The sequence below is a fragment of the Mycobacterium sp. SMC-8 genome, from assembly GCF_025263565.1.
GTDB lineage: Bacteria > Actinomycetota > Actinomycetes > Mycobacteriales > Mycobacteriaceae > Mycobacterium.
In genome coordinates this window covers 2,084,698-2,099,917 of sequence record NZ_CP079865.1, presented here as the reverse complement: position 1 = coordinate 2,099,917, position 15,220 = coordinate 2,084,698, and the positions used below count along the sequence as shown (strand labels likewise).

Genomic DNA, 15,220 nt, shown 5'->3' with positions numbered 1-15,220 from the left:
GCCGGCGCTCATTGCGGGCCGAAGCGGCGCTGGTGTTCGGCGAGCGCATCGGCGAAGCACTCCCGCGGCGCGCGGATCACTCCCGCGCCGATCTGTCCCCCATCGCGGCCGGCGAGTCCGACATCCATCACCGGCAGCACCCCGGTCGAGAGAACCTTGCGCGCGTCGATGCCGGTCGGGGTACCCCGGAAGGCGAACTGCGGGATGCGGTAGGTGCTGTTCTCGCCGTGGGTGATCGAGTACATCTCGAGGTTGCGCTCGATCATCACCTCGGGCGACCCGCCCTGATACTCCTGCAGCGACAACGCGCACGCCTGGGCGAATCCGCCCAGGCCCACCGTCTCGGTGATCGGAGACTCGCCCCCCATCCAGGTGATCTCGTCTTCGGTGTGGCCGGGGAACAGCTTGCCCTGATGGATGGGCGGCGGTCCCTCGAACCAGGCGTCGCCGAGCCCGGCGAGTTTCACCGCGAAACCCCGGCAGCTGAACGCCATCGCCGAGATGAGCGTCGAACCGGCCACCACCATCGCGTCGGCAGAGGCCTTGGCCGCGGCCATCGACAGTCTCAGGAAGAAATAGTCATTCTCAGCGAGGTGGAGCAGCGTCTCGCGGACGCCGGGCACGCGATCGTCGCACATGTCGAGGACAGCGGGCATGATCTCCCGGTTGAACAAGATCGACGCCGCGGCGTTGCGGCTGTGCACCTCGTCGCCCATCCGCAGGGCACGCGCGATCAGCGGCTTGAGCGCGATGCCGCCGCGACGGCGGATCGCCTCCCCGACCACGGGCGCGAGCACGGTGTTGACGTGCAGCAGGCGCTGGTGGACGCCCTCGTCGTAGCAGCCGTAGTTCAGCCGGCGCGGTTCCTTGCCTTCGTAGAAGTTGCAGAACCCCCGGTTACCGTGGGTGCGGTTCTCCACCACGAACACCGGCATGGACGCGGTGTAGATGCCGGCCAGCGATCCGACGGCCGCGTAGTCCTGGCAGGCGCCGACCTCGATGCGTCCCGAGGCGAATCCCGCGATCGCGTCCTCACGGCTGTGGGCCAGCCCTTCGAACAGTGCACCGCCGATCAACGCCTCACGCTGACCGCCGGTGTACTCCGGCCATGCCATCGGCGCTCCGGAGGTGAGCACCAGATTCTCGCGGTATCCCGGCAGCACATCGCGTGCCGCGGCCACATCGACGACCCACGGGTCGGCGGCGTCCAGGCGCTCGAACGCCACGGCGTTGGCCTCCTCAACCGAGGTGAAGCCGAGGGCGGGATCGGTGCCGAGACCGGTGGCGCTCACCATGCGACCACACCGCCGTCCACCAGCAGGGTCTGCGCCGTGATGAACGAGGCCCGCGGGGAGAGCAGGAATTCGACGGCCTCGGCCACCTCCTCGGGCTCACCGATGCGCTTGAGCATCGCATAAGACGCGCTGATCTCCTCGCCTCCTGACACGCGCGCCATCGACGGGCTCATCGGTGCGCGGATCACTCCTGGGGCGACGTTGTTGACCCGGATAGACCGCGGCGCAAGCTCTTCGGCGATGTAGCGGGTATAGGCGGCGATGCCCGCCTTGGTGGCTCCGTACACGGAGGCTCCGCGGAAGCGGCCGAAGTGTCCGGTCAGGCTGCCGACGTTGACGATGGCACTGCCCTCGGTGAGCAGCGGCGCCACCGCGTCGGTGACCCGGGCCATGCCGGCGATGTTCACCTGGAACATCACCTCGAGCTTGGCCTCGTCGAGCTCTCCGAGGAACGAATCCCTCAGGATGCCTGCACAGTTGACCAAACCGAACAGCGCCTCACCGTCGTCGACCGTCGAGGCCACCGCCGAATCCACGTCGGCCCGATCGGTGACGTCCATGACGAGGGGCAGTGTGCCCTCCAGGCCATCGCGGCCGAAGTCGACCGCCTCGACGGCATCCTTGAGGTCGGCCGCCACCGGTGCGTACCCGCTCTGCAGCAATCGGCGGCAGATCGCCTGCCCGATGACCCCGGCTCCCCCGGTCACGATGACTTTGTTTCCCAACGCCTCAACCCTTCTCGGCTGGTGATTCGGATTACGGTCTGACCGCCAGTTTCACGGATAAAGCCCTATTGGTCAAGTTTTTAGTTCTTTTATTTCCACGGGTTGCGGCTCGCCCGTCCGACCGGTTCAACCTTTGGTCTAAAGGGCGAGGCAAAGCCCCCGCAAGGACCGATGCGGTACCGTGCTGGCAAACGAAAGGGGGCTCCACATGACTGCGGAACGCCCGCCGGCGTTGAGCCCGGTCCGCCAGATCCCCGCCCACGAACTCGTGGTGGACCAGATGCGCCGGGCGCTGGAACTGGGCCAGTTCCGGCCCGGCGACCGCCTGCCCACCGAACGCGAGCTCTCCGAAATGCTCGACGTGTCCCGCACCACGGTCCGCACCGCGGTGGCGGTCCTGGAACGCGAAGGCCTGATTGCGGTGCGCCGCGGCCGTGGTGGCGGCTTCACAGTGCAGGCCCCACACGTCGACCCCGCCGAGATGCGCCGCGAGCTACGCCGCAACAAGCGGGCCATCCGCGATGCCTTCGACTACCGCATCATCGTCGAGACCGGCGCCACCCGGCTCGCCGCCATCCGTCGTCGCGCCATCGACCTGGCCGACCTGCGTAAACTGCTCGGCGGCATGGAGGCCGCCTTGGACGTGGCCCTGAAGGACCAGTCGGCGCAGCGCACCATCGAGTTTCAGACCCTGGACACCGCCTTCCACATGGGCATCGCGCAAGCGGCCCAGAACGACCGCCTGCTCGATGCCGTCGGCGATGCCCGCCGCCGCATGTGGCTTCCGGTGGGCGCCATCTTCGGTCGCCTGGAGCCGAATGCCAACGACTTCCACGCATCGATCCTCGAGGCGATCGAGAACCGCGAGCCCGAGCTGGCCGCGTCGCGGATGGAAGCCCACATCAACGACACCCGGAACACGCTGGAAAGCTGGCTCAAGCGCTGATCCTGCGGCGCGGGCGCCGGCCATCACTCGGCGGGCTTGTCGTCGAACACGGTGGACCCGATGCGGGCGTAGAGCTCCGGCTTGGCCTTGCGCCAGTACAGGGCCAGCGCGATCGACCCGAACAGCAGGGTCAGCAGGATGTACGGAATGAGCTTGAAGAACAGTGTGTCCGAGGCGGTTCCGGCTGCTGCGGACATGTTCGAGGCCATCAGGTAGATGACGTAGACCATGCCGGCACCGCCGATGATGGGAGCGGCCAGGGTGCGCCACCAGCTGGCGGTCTCCGGATGCTGCTTCTTGACGTGGAAGTACACCACGGTGGCGATCGACGACATCGTCTGCACAGTCAGCAGGCACAGCGTGGCCAGGATCGCCACCAGCACGAACAACACCGCGTAGGGGTCCGAGCCGCTGGCCGCGCACACGATCAGCACGATCGCGGCGAACACGCTCTGGGCCAGTGACGCGACATACGGCGAGGCGTGCTTGGGGTGCGCCTCACCCAGGCGACGAGGCAGCAGCCCGTCACGCCCGAAGGCGAACAGGTAACGGGCGGCGGAGTTGTGGATGGCCAGCGCGCAGGCGAATGAACCCCCGACCATCAGCCATTCGAAGACGACGATCGCCCACTGGCCCAGGTACTGCTGAGTCGGCGCGTAGATCAGATCGAAGGGTGTTGCGCCGGAGGCCAGTTCGACTGCCTTGGTGGGTCCGTTGCCGACGATCATGCCCCACGCGATGAACGTATAGAACACGCCGATCCCGATGACGGCGATCATGGTGGCCTGCGGGACGATCTTCTTCGGGTTCTTCGACTCTTCGCCGTAGATCGCGGTGGACTCGAAGCCCACCCAGGACCAGAACGCCATCAGCAGACCCAGACCCACCACGCCGCCGGCGACTCCGTTGGTGCTCAGCGCGCTCACCGGGTTCAACGAGGTCCAGCTCATGCCCTCCGGGTGATGCAGCAGCGACGCCGTGGCGGTCAGGCTCAGCATCACGATCTCGGCGACCAGCACCGCACCCAGCACCTTGGCCGCCACCGAGATGTCCCAATGGGACAGCGTGGCGATGACGATCACGCCGATCGCGGCATATACCAGCCAGGGCAGATCGATCCCGAACTGGGCGGAGATCGCCTGGTCTGCGAACACGGAGAAGATGCCGATCAGGCCGGCTTCCATCGTCATGTAGGTGAACATCGACATCACCCCGGCGGGCAGGCCCGGTATCTTCGACCATCCGCGGGAGACGAACGTGTAGAACGCCCCGGCAGCGGTGATATGCCTTGCCAGAGCGATGAATCCGATACTGAAGATGCTGAGCACGACGGTGGCGATCACGAAACCCGCGGGGGCGCCCAGACCGTTCCCGAAACCGACGGCCACCGGCAGGTTGCCCGTCATCGCGGTGATCGGCGCCGAGAAGGCCACCACCATGAACACCACACCGGCCAGTCCGATGGCGCCCCGCTTGAGGGTGTGTCCTTCTCCGGCCTGGGTGGCGACCTGCGCCGGGGGGTCTGAACGGAGGGCCATGCAGAGCCTGCCTTTCGTCGATGGTGACGTGAGTCACTGAACTGACAGGAGCGTAAGGGCCTAAAGAACTAAAAACAAGACCTATAGACCAATGTTTACAATTGTGGCGCGCAGCACAGAACCATGGAGATACAAGGCACCGCCGCCTCAGCGCTGCAGCAGCTCCAGCAGATATGCGCCGTAACCGGACTTGAGCAAGGTGTTCGCCCGGGCTTCGAGCGTGGCGTCGTCGATGAAGCCCACCCGCCACGCCACCTCTTCGGGCACGCTGATCTTGAGTCCCTGCCTGCGCTCGATGGTGCGGACGAAATCGCTGGCGTCCAGTAGTGAGTCGAAAGTCCCGGTATCCAGCCACGCCGTTCCGCGGGCCAGCGTCTCGACGGTCAGCCGGCCCTGGTTGAGGTAGGTCTGGTTGATCTCGGTGATCTCGTATTCTCCGCGCGCGGATTTCCGCAGCCCGCGGGCGATCTCGACGACGTCGTTGTCGTAGAAGTACAGCCCGGGCACCGCGTAGTGCGACTTCGGCGTGGCCGGTTTCTCCTCCAGGGACAGCGCCGTGCCGTCGTCGGCGAACTCGACCACGCCGTACGCCGACGGATTGGACACCCAGTAGGCGAATATCGCTCCGCCGGAGACGTTCCGGTAGCGCTGCAGGCTGGTGCCCAGTCCGGGACCGTAGAAGATGTTGTCCCCCAACACCAAAGCCACTGATTCGGTGCCGATGTGGGAGGCTCCGATGACGAACGCCTGGGCCAGGCCGTCGGGCTCGTCCTGCACGGCGTAGGTCAGGTTGATTCCGAAATCCGAACCGTCGCCGAGCAACCGGTGAAACGCCGGGGCATCCTGCGCGGTGGTGATCACCAGGATGTCGCGGATGCCGGCCATCATCAACGTGGACAGCGGATAGTAGATCAGCGGCTTGTCGTAAACCGGCACCAACTGCTTGCTGACGCCCATGGTGATCGGATACAGCCGGGTCCCCGATCCGCCGGCCAGGATGATGCCACGCATCAGCCGGTCAGGTCCGCTTCGGTCAGTTCGGTGGCCGCCAGCGCGGCGGCGAGGCCGGGATGACGGAACACCGACGTGACTTTGTCGTGCACGACTCGGAACGCCGCCGCCGCCGAACCGGTCTCCCCGGTGACCGATACCGTCTGCTGCTCGACGACCACCACGCCGTCGTGGACGTAGATGCGGCCAGGTTCGAGCCGTTCGTCCAGCGCCTCGGCCCAGTGGCGCAACGCGGCGTGCCCCTGGGCGGCACCGCCGGCGTGACCGATCTCGATGTCGTCGCTGGAGAGCTCCAGCAGCGTGTCGACCTCGCCGGCGTTCAGCGCGTCATGCCAGGCGAGGACGGTGGCCAGCTCCGAAGTGGTCATGATCGCGAAGGTACCCACTCAGAACGGGGTGCGCTCCAGCCACCCGTCCCAGACGGCGGCATCCCCGAACATCTCGAGCCCGGCGTCGGCGGCCGACCTGCGCCGCACGGTCGCCAGCAGCAGCCCGGTGACGGGGCCGCGCAACGCCACGCTGCCCTTGCTGTGGGTGTGCGACCACGACAGCCCGTCGTCGTCGTGGGCGATGCTCCACTCCCCCGTCGGACCCAGCTTCTCCTCGGTGGCGTGCAGGTGGATCGACTGCCCCGGGTCCAGGGCCGGGGGATGCCGTCGGTCGACGGTGGCCAGTTCGATCCACTCGCTGAGGCAGTCGGCGGCGAAATCGGCGGGCAGTTCGAAATCGGCGCCGAGCGCCAGGGCCGCGTCCGCGCGGTGCACCGCGGTCTCGTGCACGCGGCGGCGGATCCACCAGCCGGCGGGCCGGGGCCCGATGAAGGTCCACACCCGCGCGTCGGCGCCGACGTGGTCGACGGCGTCGATCACCATCCGGGCGCCCTGATCGAACCATTCGATCGCGGCCTCGTGATCGTCGGGCGGTTTGCCGTCCCGCACTTCGCGCGGGTCCAGCGGCTGGTTGCGTCGTTCACTGATGATCTGGGCGGCCCAACGGTTTCCGCGGCCCACGTGGCGATAGAGCTGTTTGAGCGTCCACTCCCCACACGTGGGCACCGGCGTCGCCGGGTCTGCCGATCGAATCAGGTCACCGAAGGCTCGAGTCTGCTCGAGCAGGGCTGCTCGGAAGTCCACCTCTACGAACCTAGCGCGGCGCGCGTCTTTCCAAGGGTGATCGGCAAGGTTGACCACCCGCGCAGCACCCTGGTGTCGCGGCGCCTGCCCGCACCGGCCAGCCGGGCGTCGGGATAGCGCTCGAAGAACGTCCGCAGCCCGACCTCACCCTCGGCGCGGGCCAGCGCGGCGCCCAGGCAGAAGTGCCGGCCGCTCGAGAACGACAGGTGGCGTCCGGCGTTCTCACGTTCGATGTCGAACCGGTGCGGGTCGGGGAAGACGTCCGGGTCGCGGTTGGCGCCCGCGAGGTAGATCACGACGAGTTCGCCGCGCCGGATGTCGGTCCCGCCGACGGTGACGTCCCGGCGTGCGAACCGGGCGCTCATCTGCACGGGCGAGTCCAGCCGCAGGATCTCCTCGACCGCATTCGGCCACAGCTGCGGCCGGGCGGCCAGCGTATCCAGGTGTCCGGGGGTGTCGAGCAGCATCCGGATGCCGTTGCCGAGCAGGTTCACCGTGGTTTCGAACCCGGCCGCCAGCACAAGGCCCGCGGTGGCCTGGAGCTCGCGGTCGGACAGCCGGTTGGCCTCGTCGGCGGCCTGGCTGGCCCGGATCAGCTGACTCATCAGGTCGTCACCCGGGTTGCGGCGCAGCTCGTCGATGTGGCCGCCCAGCCACTCGTTGAAGCCGACGATGCCCTCGTGCACCTGGGTGAACTGCCGCCAGGAAAGGCCGATGTCGAGGCTGGGTGCACCGAGCTCACCGAAGTGCAGGATGTGCCGGCGGTCCTGCTGCGGGACGCCGAGGATGTCGCTGATGACCGCGACCGGCAGCTGCGAGCAGTACCGTTCGACGACGTCGACCACCCCGGATTCGCGTTCCAGGTCGTCGAGAAGCTCATTGGCGGTCTGCTGGACGCGGTCGCGCAGCGCAGCGACCGCCCGCGTGGTGAACACCGAGGACACCAGCTTGCGGCAGCGGGTGTGGTCGGGCGGTTCGATCGACAGCAGCGACGGCGGCTCGATCGGGTGTAGCAGGCCGGGGTGGGTCTTGCGGTTGATCCACTGCAGCGGCTTCGGCAGGCCCGCGCCGAGCGAGGACACCCGGAAGTCGTCCGAGCGCAGGATCTCGTTGGCCGCCTGGTGGTCGACGGTCATCAGCACCGCGCGGCACCGGACCACCGGCCCGTGGTTACGCAGTTCATCGGCGAACCCGGCGGGGTCGTCCCGCACGGCCGGGTCCGCGATCAGCCTGGCCTGTGGGTCTCCGCCGCGACGCGCCCCGACCTTCGACAGACCGCGGATCACCCCGTGCAGAGCCAGCCACCGGATACGTTGCGCAAGATCGGCTGCCATCAGGTCAGCTTAAGCAGGGGCCGCAGATCGTCCAACCGGTCGAACAGGTGCCAGATGTAAGACGACGAGCCGTTCTCCCGGTGGGCGTGCAGATCGGCCAGGTCGGGGTCGTCGCGGTAGCTGTCGAACGCTTCCCGCGACTCCCACTCGACGAGGATCAGGACCTTGCGCGGTGCGATGTCGCCGGTGATCGACTCCTGGAACCGCCCGAGCGCGACGACGCGGCCGCCGTGCTTGGCGACTTCGGCCGGCGAGCGTTTGGAGTAGGCCAGGTATTCATCGCGGCCGGCGATGTCGAACAGGTTCAGCGCGTAGACGGACACGAGCCGACGCTACGCCGCTGCGGGTTCTCCCCCGTACCGGCCCAGCGCGAACACCCGCCAGCCGGCCCGTTGCCACGCGCCGACATCGAGGCAATTGCGGCCGTCCACAACCACTTTCGCCCGCACCGTGTCCGCCAGTGCGGCGGGGTCGAGGTCGACGAACTCCCGCCATTCGGTGAGCACGAGCACGGCGTCGGCGCGGTCGCAGGCCTCCACGGCCGTCGTCGAGTAGTTCAGGGTCGGGAACAGCCGGCGGGAGTTCTCGATCGCCTGCGGGTCGTAGACGTTGACGGTGGCGCCGTTGAGCTGCAGCATCCCGGCGACGTTCAGGGCGGGCGAGTCCCGCACGTCGTCGGATTCGGGCTTGAACGCCGCGCCGAGCACCGCGATGTTGGCGCCCAGCAGCGACCCGCCGCAGGCGGTGGTGGCCAGCTCGACCATGCGGGTGCGACGCCGCATGTTGATGCTGTCCACCTCGCGCAGGAACGTCAGCGCGTGGTTGGCGCCGAGCTCGCCGGCTCGGGCCATGAACGCGCGGATGTCCTTCGGTAGGCAGCCGCCGCCGAAACCGAGGCCCGCGTTGAGGAATCGGCGCCCGATGCGGGCGTCGTGTCCGAGCGCGTCGGCCAGCAGCGTGACGTCGGCGCCGGCGGCCTCACACACCTCCGCGATCGCGTTGATGAAGCTGATCTTGGTGGCCAGGAACGCGTTGGCGACACCTTGACCAACTCCGCGGTCTGCAGATCGGTGACCAGGAACGGGACGCCATCGGCGAGCAGCGGCGCGTAGATCTCCCGTGCCGCCCGCTCCGCCGACCGCGAGTCCCGTTGCACCCCAAACACAATGCGGTCGGGGTGCAAGGTGTCCGCCACGGCGAACCCCTCCCGCAGGAACTCCGGATTCCACGCCACCTCGACGGTGACGCCCTCCGGAGCGAGGCCCGCGGCACGCTCACTCAGGTCTGCGGCGGTGCCCACCGGCACCGTTGAGTTGCCGACGATCACCGCAGCCCGGCTCAGCAGCGGCACCAGGGTGTCGATCACGGCGTGCACATGACGCAGGTCGGCGCCGTATTCGCCCTTCTTCTGCGGTGTCCCGACACCGAGGAAGTGCACGTCGGCGAACGCCGCGGCCTCGGCGTAGTCGGTGGTGAAGCGCAGCCGCCCCGCAGCAATGTTGCGCTGCACCATCTCTGGAAGCCCGGGCTCGTAGAACGGCACCTCACCGGCGGCGAGCTTGGCGATCTTGCCCGCGTCGACGTCCACCCCGAGCACGTCATGCCCCAGTTCGGCCATGCCCGCGGCGTGGGTGGCGCCGAGGTAACCGGTCCCGAAGACGGTGCACCGCATACCGCCTGTATAGGCAGCCGCGGTGAGCGGTCGGCCACCTGCCGCTGAGCGTCGGGCCAACGGCGGGTGACGAGCTAGTTGCGGCCTGCCCCGGGAGCGCAGAAGACCAGGAAGCAGCCGTCGCCGTTGATGTCGCCGGGCACACCGCTGCCCGAGCCGCCGCCGCGCGACGAACCGGAATCCGAGCCCCGCCCGGAGCCGCCGTCGCCGCGGCCGCCGTTGCCCGGGCCGGAGCCCGAGTTCGACCCGGAGCCGTTGCCCGAGCCGTTGCCCGATCCGCTGCCCGGCCACTGGGGCACCTGGGGCACCTGGGGAACCGTGGGTTGGGGACGGGTGGGCTGCACCGTCCGCGTCGGCAGGGTCGGGGCCGGCTTGTCGTCGTCATCGTCGTTCTGCCACGGCGGCCGCCACGGCTCGTCCGGCTTGTCGGGCTCGGCGGTGCGGGTGGGCCACGTCCAGGCGGGCTTGGGCGGGGTCCACTGCGGGCGCGGGAGCACGATCACCGGCGGCGGGACGACCACCGGTGCGACGACCGGCGGGGGCGCCACGGGAGCCGGGGCCGGCGCCGGGGCGGCGGGGGCCGGCGCGGCGGGAGCGGGTGCCTGTTGCTCGACGTACACGGTGCGCGGGGCCTGCTGGGGCTGGGGCGCTTCCCGCACCACCGGCACCGGTGGCTTGATGGTCTCGGCCGACGGCGGGTCGGCGGGCACGTTGGCGGCCTCCTGCCGTGCCGGGGCCGGCTCGGGAGCCTGCACCTGCGGGCTCGGCACGATCACGGCCTGCGCCGGGCTGGGCCGCTGGTCGGCAGTCGGCCGGATGCTGATGGCCAGCGAAACCACCAGCGCGGCAACGCCGATCACGAACAGTGAGGTCACCGCGCTGCCGACCAGCAGGAACGGCTTGCGCTGCTCGTCGACCGGCCGCATCTCGGTCGGCGCGAACTCGTCGACGAGGTCATCGCCGCTGTCGGCGCCGGCCGGGGCCAGCTGGGTGTCCGCGGCGGCCAGCCCCAGCACCGATCCGGCCGTCGGGCCGTCCGGGTCCTGGGAGTAGGCCAGCCCGACCGTGGTGGCCTCGAAGGCCGGCGCGGCGGCCGAGGCCAGCGCAGCGCCGCGGGCGAGCGCGAGGTCGGCCTCGTCGGGCGCGCTGACCGGAAGCGACACGAGATGTTCGAGGTGCGCCTTGACCGAGCTGATGTCCACGCCGGAGCCGACGACGAACATGCCCTGGGGCGGGGCCGGCTGCGCGGCGACCGCCGCGGCCATCTCGGTCAGCACCGCCATCGCGTCGGCACTGTGCAGGCTGCGGCTGAGCACCTTGACCACCGAGCCGTCGTCGGTCTGCACCACCGACAGGGTCGCGGTGTCGCGATCGACGAACAGCAGCGCGGTGGTGTCGTAGCCGACCGCACGGCCGACCGCCTGGGCCAGCGACGCCGCGGCGTGGCTCTCCGAGACGAGCATGACGTCGTCGATGCCGTGCGCGGCGAGCGCGTCGCGAAGGGCGGTCGCCTCGGCGTGATCGCTCCACGTGACACCGATCGACTTGAGGTGATGACCCCCGGTCTCGGCGCTCTCCTTGGTGCCCAACACCGCCGAGACCACATGCTCGGCCGCGTTTGCCGAGCCGTCCCCCGACGTGACGTCGAAGGCATCGTGGTCGACGGTCACACCGTCGGCCTTTTCGCCCTCAACCAGCACCATGCGGACCGTCGTAGGTGTCATCGACACACCTAATACGATGTCCACTGACCCCTCCCGAAGTTTGCTGCAGCGTTGCGGTCGGCACTGCTCACACGGGCGCGGCGAGCCGACAACTAGATACTTCATCGACGCGGTCAGCTGATGCGTTACATCCGACGCTGTTAGCTGAGCGTGGCTGAAGACCTGGCCGGGACACGTCGGCACGAATGACCGGTGGCGCCGGTGCCCACGACATTACTCGCGCCGGGCCAGGCGCGGCGATGACGTTTCAGCTCAGTTGGTCTTGAGGAAATTCTGGTACGAGCGGGACGGGGTGGGACCGCGCTGGCCCTGGTACTTGGAGCCGACGGCGCCACTGCCGTACGGGTGCTGGGCCGGGCTGGTTAGGCGCAGCAGGCAGAGTTGGCCGATCTTCATGCCCGGCCACAGCGTGATGGGCAGGTTCGCCACGTTGGACAGCTCCAGCGTGATGTGCCCGGAGAAGCCCGGGTCGATGAAGCCGGCGGTCGAGTGGGTCAGCAGCCCGAGGCGGCCGAGTGAGGACTTGCCTTCCAGTCGGCCGGCGAGGTCGTCGGGCAGCGTGCAGCGCTCGAGCGTCGCGCCGAGCACGAACTCGCCCGGGTGCAGCACGAACGGCTCGCCCTCTTTGGGTTCGACCAGCGAGGTCAGGTCGTCCTGGCGCTGCGCGGGGTCGATGTGGGTGTAGCGGGTGTTGTTGAAGACCCGGAACAGGTTGTCGAGGCGCACGTCGACGCTCGAGGGCTGGACCAGGCTGTCGTCGAACGGGTCGACACCCAGCCTGCCGGCGTCGATCTCGGCCCGGATGTCGCGGTCGGAGAGCAGCACCGCACGAGCGTAACGGGATGACGCCCGGTCAGGGGCAGGCAGCGGGTGCGTCGTCGCGGACGGCGCGGTCGGCGGGCAGCGTGTAGGTGACCACGGCGTGCGCGTCACCGGGGCCCTCGTTGCGCACGACGTGCGGGATCCCAGCCGGGATGAAGACGGCCTGGCCGGCCGGGTACGCGACCGGGACGCAGTCGGGTACGGATTGGACGTAGACCGTGCCCTCGTTGATGACGGTGTGTTCGGGGCCCGGGTGGGTGTGCCAACCGCTGCTGGCCGGGCCGTGCAGGACGATGTCCTGGACGTAGAGCGTGGTCGGGTGCCCGACGGAGACGATGACGACGGGCGCGCCGGTGGTGCCCTGCGCGAGATCGGTGCGCTCGATGTCGCCGTCGGGCGGGGTCGCGCCGGCGGAAGCAGGCGCAAGGATGGCGGCGATCAGGGCCGCGGTGACTGGGACGACATGCTTCATCAGATTCCCCCGGAGTGTGACTGACCAGCTTGCGGCCACCTCCACAGCGAGGGACCGCCAGGTGTTAACCTTCCTGATCAAACAGGCCGATGTAGTTCAATGGCAGAACATCAGCTTCCCAAGCTGCTGAAAGCCGTTCGCGGGTATCCGCGGGTGTATCTCGCCGGCTCACTTTTCATTTCCGACCAGCGATTTCCCTATGCAAGCGTTCGCGGACGTACTCCGGTGTTCGCGGTGAGTTTTGTTTGAGTTGTGACAACGTCGTGACACCGGACCCCCCGTCGCAACGCTGCGTTCGTTCGACGTCTGCAGATGCGGTCCGCCGCGCGTAGCCCACGAATGCCCGCGGTTTCGATCACGGCTGCCAGAACGGCCACCATCGCACGGGAACCCCAGTCGCCACTCGGCCCGTGATGCGAGTTTGTGCGGTCGTTTACATCGAGCAAACCGCGAGGGCTTTCTAGAAGCAGAACAGGATATGACGCCGTGGTGCCGAAACCCTCGGCGGGGGCTACAGGACCGGAGGAGTGAGCGAGTGACCGGAATCGCTGAAGCAGTGCAGAATTCGACGGAGCTGAAAAAGCCGCTGACCGCGCTGATCAACCAGGAGTGTTACCCCGTCGGCGGGGTGTACAAGCTGGACTACGACTCGGCGGTGGTACTCACCGACGATTACAAGAAGAAGGTGGCCGGTGGCGTTCCGCGCGGCGGGTTCCTGCTCGCGGCCGCCGGCGCGAACACCGCCGACGGCTTCGTGCTCGAAGACCAGGAGGTCATCCTGCTGAGGGTGCGGTCGACCGCCGGGCTGCCCAACGAGTCCGAGCTGGTGCAGACGCGGCTGGCGGTGGTCCGCGACGCCGATGCATCCGGAGTCGGCTTCGACGACGTGACCGACGTGCTGACCCGAAACGAGTTGCAGCAGTCGGCTTTCGACTGCGAAGTGCTGGGCACCTTCTACACCGACACCGATGAGCGCAATGCCCCGATCCGATTCGGCGCCGACATCGACAACGTCGTCGTGTCCGCCCGGTACCAGGTGTTCCTGCCGTCCCCGCAGGTGCTGTCCTGGCTGGCCTCCTACCCCGGCCCGGCGAATCCGAACGACGCGCTGGTCGTAGGGCACGTGCGCTTCGCCGCCACCCGACGTAAGGCGCGCATCTCGAAAACCGACACCGCCGAGGTACAGGTCGATGTCGCCGACTTCGTGGGCCGCAAGACCGCCGTGTTCGGGATGACACGGACCGGTAAGTCCAACACCATGAAGACTCTCGTCACCGCCGTGCACCAGTACGGCTCCGAGCACCGCCGTTTGATCGGTCAGCTGATCTTTGATCCCCAGGGCGAGTACGCCAATGTCAATCCCCAGGACGGGACCGGGCTGCGGCTGCTCGGCGACGACGACTCCAGCGTGCGAATCTACAAGGTCGAGCCCGACCCCTCCGACGACCGCGAGAAGGCGCTGCGGATCAACTTCTACGATCGCGAGGTACTCGAGGCTGCGTGGAGCCTTGTCAGCGACGCCACAGCCACGGTGAACACGAACTACGCCAAGAGTTTCCGCTCGGCTGCGCTGACCGAGCCCGACGCCGGCGACCGTAGCGCGCACAGCCGCTGGGGGTGGGCGATGGTCGCGTTCTACGGGCTGCTGGCCAAGTGCGGTTTCCAGTGCGCGGCCCTGCCGCAAGACCTCATCATCGCTGCACCATCGGCCCCCACCGACCAATTCATCGCCCGGCACGCCGGCATGCTGAGCCAGGCTGGCCGTGCCGGGAGCTACCGCGTGCACTCTCCCGCGGCCGCTCGTGCGTTCGCCGAGTGGGTAGGTGAGCATTCGGCTGACTACCCCAAGTGGCACGACACCGAGAACTGCCACTTCGTCGACATCTTCGGGGTATACAAGTACACCGGCATTACCTCGGCGATCCGCACGATTCGCGCCTTCCACGGCGCCCAGTCCGCCGGTGACGTCGGTGAGCACCTCTGGCAGGACATGATGGCCGGCCGGTTGGCGATCGTGGACCTGTCCAGCGGCAACGACACGGTCGCCAAGACGATGTCCGAACGGATCGTCAGCCACCTGCTCAACCGCGCCGGGGAGCGGTTCCGCTCCGACCTCGAACCCATCGATATGCAGATCATCGTCGAAGAGGCGCACAACCTGTTCGAGCGCGGCGGTCGCGACGTCGCGGACGACCCCTGGGTCAGGCTGTCCAAGGAAGCCGCCAAGTACCGGATGGGCCTGGTGTACGCGACCCAGGAGGTTACCTCCGTCGACAAGCGCATTCTGTCGAACACATCCAACTGGCTTGTCGCGCATCTCAATTCGGATCACGAGACGCGTGAGCTGTCGCACTACTACGACTTCAAGGTGTGGGCGCCCAGCATTATGCGCGCCGAAGACGTCGGCTTCGTGCGGATGAAGACCTACTCCGGCAAGTACATAGTCCCGGTCCAAATCGCCAAGTTCGACCACGCAATGGTCAACGCCGCACGCCTCGCGGCCGGTCTGCCCGAACTCGAACTCGACGCCCGCCCCGAGGGTCGTTGA

The 15,220-nt window shown here is 68.1% G+C and carries 13 protein-coding genes and 1 pseudogene; 2 read left to right on the top strand and 12 right to left on the bottom strand.

What is annotated here, in order from left to right:
* Positions 1-8: 8 nt before the first annotated feature.
* Both KXD97_RS10210 and KXD97_RS10205 read right to left on the bottom strand, forming a co-directional pair.
* Positions 9-1,295, bottom strand: a complete 1,287-nt coding sequence (locus KXD97_RS10210; protein ID WP_260756613.1) for a DUF1116 domain-containing protein — start codon at positions 1,293-1,295, stop codon at positions 9-11.
* Complete coding sequence (locus tag KXD97_RS10205; RefSeq protein WP_260756612.1) at positions 1,289-2,020, bottom strand: SDR family NAD(P)-dependent oxidoreductase; 732 nt, start codon at positions 2,018-2,020, stop codon at positions 1,289-1,291. The genes KXD97_RS10210 and KXD97_RS10205 overlap by 7 nt, the downstream gene beginning before the upstream one ends.
* 208 nt (positions 2,021-2,228) lie before the next feature.
* Between KXD97_RS10205 and KXD97_RS10200 the strand changes: the two genes are divergently transcribed.
* Positions 2,229-2,966: a FadR/GntR family transcriptional regulator gene (locus KXD97_RS10200; protein WP_260756611.1), complete on the top strand. Its 738-nt coding sequence runs from the start codon at positions 2,229-2,231 to the stop codon at positions 2,964-2,966.
* A 23-nt stretch (positions 2,967-2,989) separates the two neighbouring features.
* Here the strand turns inward: KXD97_RS10200 and KXD97_RS10195 are convergent, their stop codons facing one another.
* The 10 genes and pseudogenes from KXD97_RS10195 to KXD97_RS10150 form a co-directional block, all read right to left on the bottom strand.
* The gene (locus tag KXD97_RS10195) at positions 2,990-4,504 is read right to left on the bottom strand and encodes an APC family permease (protein ID WP_260756609.1); all 1,515 of its coding nucleotides are present in this window, start codon (positions 4,502-4,504) and stop codon (positions 2,990-2,992) included.
* 147 nt (positions 4,505-4,651) lie between these two features.
* Entirely contained in the window at positions 4,652-5,515 is an 864-nt protein-coding gene (gene rfbA / locus KXD97_RS10190; RefSeq protein WP_260756608.1) for a glucose-1-phosphate thymidylyltransferase RfbA, read from the bottom strand.
* On the bottom strand, positions 5,515-5,883 hold the full coding sequence (locus KXD97_RS10185; protein ID WP_260756607.1) for a nuclear transport factor 2 family protein: 369 nt from the start codon (positions 5,881-5,883) through the stop codon (positions 5,515-5,517). The genes rfbA and KXD97_RS10185 overlap by 1 nt, the downstream gene beginning before the upstream one ends.
* Positions 5,884-5,901: 18 nt before the next feature.
* Positions 5,902-6,648 (bottom strand): maleylpyruvate isomerase family mycothiol-dependent enzyme, encoded by a 747-nt coding sequence (locus tag KXD97_RS10180; RefSeq protein WP_260756606.1) that lies wholly within the window; start codon positions 6,646-6,648, stop codon positions 5,902-5,904.
* A 2-nt stretch (positions 6,649-6,650) separates the two neighbouring features.
* Entirely contained in the window at positions 6,651-7,982 is a 1,332-nt protein-coding gene (locus KXD97_RS10175; protein ID WP_260756604.1) for a cytochrome P450, read from the bottom strand.
* Positions 7,982-8,305 carry a DUF1330 domain-containing protein gene (locus tag KXD97_RS10170; RefSeq protein ID WP_260756603.1) on the bottom strand — a complete coding sequence of 108 codons (324 nt, stop codon included), beginning with the start codon at positions 8,303-8,305 and terminating at the stop codon, positions 7,982-7,984. Before KXD97_RS10170 ends, KXD97_RS10175 begins: the two co-directional genes overlap by 1 nt.
* A 9-nt stretch (positions 8,306-8,314) precedes the next feature.
* A pseudogene (locus tag KXD97_RS10165) lies at positions 8,315-9,654 on the bottom strand (UDP-glucose dehydrogenase family protein).
* Between the two features lie 74 nt (positions 9,655-9,728).
* Entirely contained in the window at positions 9,729-11,402 is a 1,674-nt protein-coding gene (locus tag KXD97_RS10160; protein ID WP_260756601.1) for a hypothetical protein, read from the bottom strand.
* A 228-nt stretch (positions 11,403-11,630) separates the two neighbouring features.
* Positions 11,631-12,203 carry a dCTP deaminase gene (gene dcd / locus KXD97_RS10155; protein WP_260756600.1) on the bottom strand — a complete coding sequence of 191 codons (573 nt, stop codon included), beginning with the start codon at positions 12,201-12,203 and terminating at the stop codon, positions 11,631-11,633.
* Between the two features lie 28 nt (positions 12,204-12,231).
* Positions 12,232-12,672 (bottom strand): cupin domain-containing protein, encoded by a 441-nt coding sequence (locus KXD97_RS10150; RefSeq protein WP_260756599.1) that lies wholly within the window; start codon positions 12,670-12,672, stop codon positions 12,232-12,234.
* A gap of 535 nt (positions 12,673-13,207) precedes the next feature.
* Between KXD97_RS10150 and KXD97_RS10145 the strand changes: the two genes are divergently transcribed.
* Positions 13,208-15,220, top strand: coding sequence for a helicase HerA domain-containing protein (locus tag KXD97_RS10145; RefSeq protein ID WP_260756597.1), 2,013 nt, complete (start codon positions 13,208-13,210; stop codon positions 15,218-15,220).

Coding starts and splice junctions, on each gene's coding strand:
- KXD97_RS10210 (WP_260756613.1), bottom strand. CDS start 1,295: ATGGTGAGCGCCACCGGTCTCGGCACCGATCCCGCCCTCGGCTTCACC.
- KXD97_RS10200 (WP_260756611.1), top strand. CDS start 2,229: ATGACTGCGGAACGCCCGCCGGCGTTGAGCCCGGTCCGCCAGATCCCC.
- KXD97_RS10195 (WP_260756609.1), bottom strand. CDS start 4,504: ATGGCCCTCCGTTCAGACCCCCCGGCGCAGGTCGCCACCCAGGCCGGA.
- rfbA (WP_260756608.1), bottom strand. CDS start 5,515: ATGCGTGGCATCATCCTGGCCGGCGGATCGGGGACCCGGCTGTATCCG.
- KXD97_RS10185 (WP_260756607.1), bottom strand. CDS start 5,883: ATGACCACTTCGGAGCTGGCCACCGTCCTCGCCTGGCATGACGCGCTG.
- KXD97_RS10175 (WP_260756604.1), bottom strand. CDS start 7,982: ATGGCAGCCGATCTTGCGCAACGTATCCGGTGGCTGGCTCTGCACGGG.
- KXD97_RS10150 (WP_260756599.1), bottom strand. CDS start 12,672: ATGAAGCATGTCGTCCCAGTCACCGCGGCCCTGATCGCCGCCATCCTT.